Origin of the sequence: Streptomyces sp. NRRL WC-3549 (assembly GCF_000721935.1) — a bacterium.
GTDB lineage: Bacteria > Actinomycetota > Actinomycetes > Streptomycetales > Streptomycetaceae > Streptomyces.
Genome location: NZ_JOCS01001778.1, coordinates 1 through 3,873, shown reverse-complemented (window position 1 = coordinate 3,873; position 3,873 = coordinate 1). Strand labels below are relative to the sequence as shown.

Genomic DNA, 3,873 nt, shown 5'->3' with positions numbered 1-3,873 from the left:
CGTCGAGGGCGAGGATCTGGACGCCCTGATGCGCACTCTGGGCGGGACGCAGAGTGAGGTTGCCCTGCAGACGGTTCTGCCTGCGCTCGCGTCCTGGCGGCGTGACCGCCGCAACGGGGCCACCATCGACCGCTGGCGCTATCGCATCGACTGGACGCCGCTGGGCGAGGCGAATGTCTCCAGGCTCTCCGGACGATGGATCGTGCTGATACCGGAGGCGCTGCGCGACGATGCGACGGCCTGCGCCTGTGACGCGGCCCTGGCGGAGCACGGAGCACGCGTGACGGCCCTCGTGGTGCCGCCGGGCGAATCCGACCGGGACACACTGGCCGCACACCTCCGCCGACTCGTCGACGCTAGCGACGACGAAGTTGCCGGAGTGCTGTCGTTCCTCGGGGCGGACGAGAGCCCTGATCCCGTGCACCCTGCGGTTCCCGCCGCCGTGACATCGACGCTGGCCCTGGTGCAGGCTCTCGACGCCGTGGAACTTCAGGCCCCCCTGTGGTGCGCCACCATGGGAGCCGTGCAGGTCAGCGCGACCACCGACCGTACCGTGAGCGTCGCCCAGGCGCAGGTATGGGGGATGGGAAGGGTCGTCGGCCTGGAGCGGCCCGGTAACTGGGGCGGCCTCATCGACCTGCCGGCCGACGGGGTCGAGACGCGCATGACCGACAGCCTGTGCGGCATCCTCTCCGACCCGGCCGGAGAAGATCAGATGGCTCTGCGCCAGGCCGGCGCCTTCGGCCGCCGGCTGGTGAGGGCACCCCTTGGCGGAGCCGGCTCCAGCACTCCGTGGAAGGCCGAAGGCACCGTGCTCATCACCGGTGGCACAGGTGCCCTGGGCGGGCATGTGGCCAGGTGGCTGGCCGGGCGAGGTGCTGAGCGGCTCGTCCTGACCAGCCGACGGGGCATCGCCGCGCCAGGCGCAGAAGAACTGGAGGCGGAGCTCACGGCTCTGGGCACCAAGGTGTCAGTGATCGCCTGCGACGTCGCCGACCGGTCCCAAGTGGCCGAGCTCGTCGGGCGACTGAGCAAGGAAGGCAGCCCTGTCCGCAGCGTCATCCACACCGCCGGGATCAGCGACAGCGTCGCCCTCGCGGACACGGAGCCGGCCGCGTTCGCCGAGGTCCTGTCCGGCAAGACGGCGGGCGCCGCCCACCTGGACGAACTGCTCGGCGGAACGGTGGACGCGTTCGTCATGTTCTCGTCCATCGCCGGGGTATGGGGCAGTGCGCGTCAGGCCGCGTACGCCACCGCGAACGCGGCACTCGACGCGCTGGCCCACCGTCGCCGCGCCCGGGGCTGGGCCGCCACTTCCGTGGCATGGGGTCAGTGGGCCGACAGCGGAATGGCGGCCGGTGACACAGGCGAGCAGCTGACACGACTGGGCCTGGCCCCGATGGATCCGGGCCTGGCGGTTGCCGCCCTGCAACAGGCGATCGAGCACGACGAACCACCGATCGTCACGGTGGACGTGGACTGGCCACGGTTCGCCACCGCGTTCACGACCCTGCGGCAGAGCCCGCTCATCGCCGGCCTGCCCGAAGTACGGGCCGTGCTCGAGAAGACCGAGGGAACCGCGGAGACCGAGGCCGCCGGCACGGCCGACGCGCTGACCCGGCGTATGAGGGAGCTGTCGGGGCCGGAGCAGGACCACATGCTGCTGGAGCTCGTACAGGAGCGAGCGGCCACCGTGCTGCGGCTGGACACACCGAACGCGGTACGCCCCGACCGGGCCTTCCGCAATCTCGGGTTCGACTCGCTGACGGCGGTCGAGCTGCGCAACCGGCTCGCCGAGGCGACAGGCCTGCGGCTGCCGGCCGCGCTGGTCTTCGACCACCCGACGCCCTCCGCCCTCATCACCTACCTGCGGAGCAAGCTGCTTCCGGAGTCCGGCCGGGCCGGCAGCGAGGACACCGTCGCGTACGGCGACTTGGACGAGGCCGTGGTGCGCAGTGCACTGGCCACCGTGCCCCTGGACCGGCTGAGGGCGGCCGGACTGCTGGACACCTTGATGACGCTCGCGGATGAACACGACGGAGGACATGCCTCCTCGACCGCGGGTGACGACAACGACTCGATCGACGAGATGGACGCCGAGAGCCTGATTCAGATGGCTCTGGGCAACGGCGATTCCTGATGATGCGCGAAGTGTGGAGTTCATGATGGCTAGTTCGGGTGACAAGGTTCTCGAAGCGCTGCGCGCGTCTCTCAAAGAGGTCGACCGGTTGCGGAGGGAGAACACCCAGCTCACCGGCGCGGCCAGGGAGCCGATCGCGATCATCGGGATGAGCTGCCGCTACCCGGGTGGGGTGGCGAGTCCCGAAGACCTGTGGCGTCTGGTCGCCTCCGGTACCGACGCGGTGGACACGTTCCCGACCGACCGCGGCTGGGACCTCGACGGGCTCTACCAGGCGGACGGCGCCAACGCGACGACCTTCGAGGGCGGTTTCGTCGACGGTGCCACCGACTTCGACGCCTCGTTCTTCGGGATCTCGCCGCGTGAGGCGCTTTCCATGGATCCGCAGCAGCGCCTCCTGCTCGAGGAGTCGTGGAAGGCACTGGAGCGGGCCGGGATCGCCCCGACCTCCCTCCACTCCACCCAGACCGGTGTCTTCGTCGGTGCACAGAGCTCCGGCTACGAGACCAGCCTGCGCCAGTCCGACGACAACGTCGACGGCTACTACGTCACCGGCACCGCCGGCAGCGTCGTATCCGGCCGCATCGCGTACTCGCTCGGCCTGCAAGGGCCCGCGGTGACGGTGGACACCGCGTGCTCGTCCTCGCTCGTGGCTCTTCACCTGGCCGTCCAAGCGCTGCGTCAGCGCGAGTGCACACTCGCCCTGGCAGCCGGCGTGACCGTCATGAACAACCCCGGCGCGTTCGCCGAGTTCAGCCAGCAGGGCGGCCTCGCCGGCGACGGCCGCTGCAAGTCGTTCGCAGCGGCCGCCGACGGCACGGGCTGGGCCGAGGGCGTGGGCGTGCTTCTCGTGGAGCGGCTGTCCGACGCGATGCGCAACGGACACAACGTACTGGCGGTCGTACGGGGCTCCGCCGTGAATCAGGACGGCGCGTCCAACGGTCTGACGGCACCTCACGGCCCCTCTCAGCGGCGCGTCATCCGAGCGGCCCTCGCGAATGCCGCCCTCTCACCCGCCCAGATCGACGCCGTCGAGGCCCACGGCACCGGCACCGTGCTGGGTGACCCCATCGAGGCCCAGGCCCTGGTCGAGACCTACGGCCAGGACCGGCCGCAGGACCGCCCCCTGCTGCTGGGCTCGATGAAGTCCAACTTCGGTCACGCGCAAGCTGCTTCAGGTGTGGCCGGTGTGATCAAGATGGTCATGGCGCTGCGCCACGCCTCGCTCCCGCAGACCCTGCATGTGGACGAGCCGACGCCCCACGTCGACTGGTCGGCGGGTGCGGTAAGACTGTTGACCGAGCCGGCGGACTGGCCGGAGACCGGGCAGCCGCGCCGGGCGGGGGTGTCGTCGTTCGGTGTGAGTGGCACCAACGCGCACATCATCGTCGAGCAGGCACCGGTGCGGGACAACGCCGACGGCGCCGACGAGGCCGTCCCCGGCTGGGTCCCGCCGGTCATCCCGTGGCTCGTCTCGGCGGCCGGTGCCCAGGCACTGAAGACACAGGCCCAAGCCTTGCTCGCGCATGTGGAGACGGCTGACGCGCCCTCGGGCGCGCTCGACATCGGCTACTCCCTTGCCGTGGGCCGCGCTGCCCTCGAGCACCGGGCCGTGGTGCTCGCGGCCGGACGCGAAGACATTCTGGACGGCGTACGGGATCTTGCCGATTCCGGCGACGGGGCGCGGGTGGTCCGTGGAACGACCGCACCCGGTGGTCTGGCGGTGTTGTTCT

General features: G+C 70.7%; 2 protein-coding genes. Both read left to right on the top strand.

Annotated elements, in window-relative coordinates; all coding sequences use genetic code 11:
- Positions 1 to 2,140 (top strand): SDR family NAD(P)-dependent oxidoreductase (locus IH13_RS0100070; protein ID WP_031079864.1); only part of this gene is annotated, 2,140 nt, incomplete at its 5' end.
- A 25-nt stretch (positions 2,141 to 2,165) separates the two neighbouring features.
- Positions 2,166 to 3,873 (top strand): type I polyketide synthase (locus IH13_RS0100065; protein ID WP_031079863.1); only part of this gene is annotated, 1,708 nt, incomplete at its 3' end.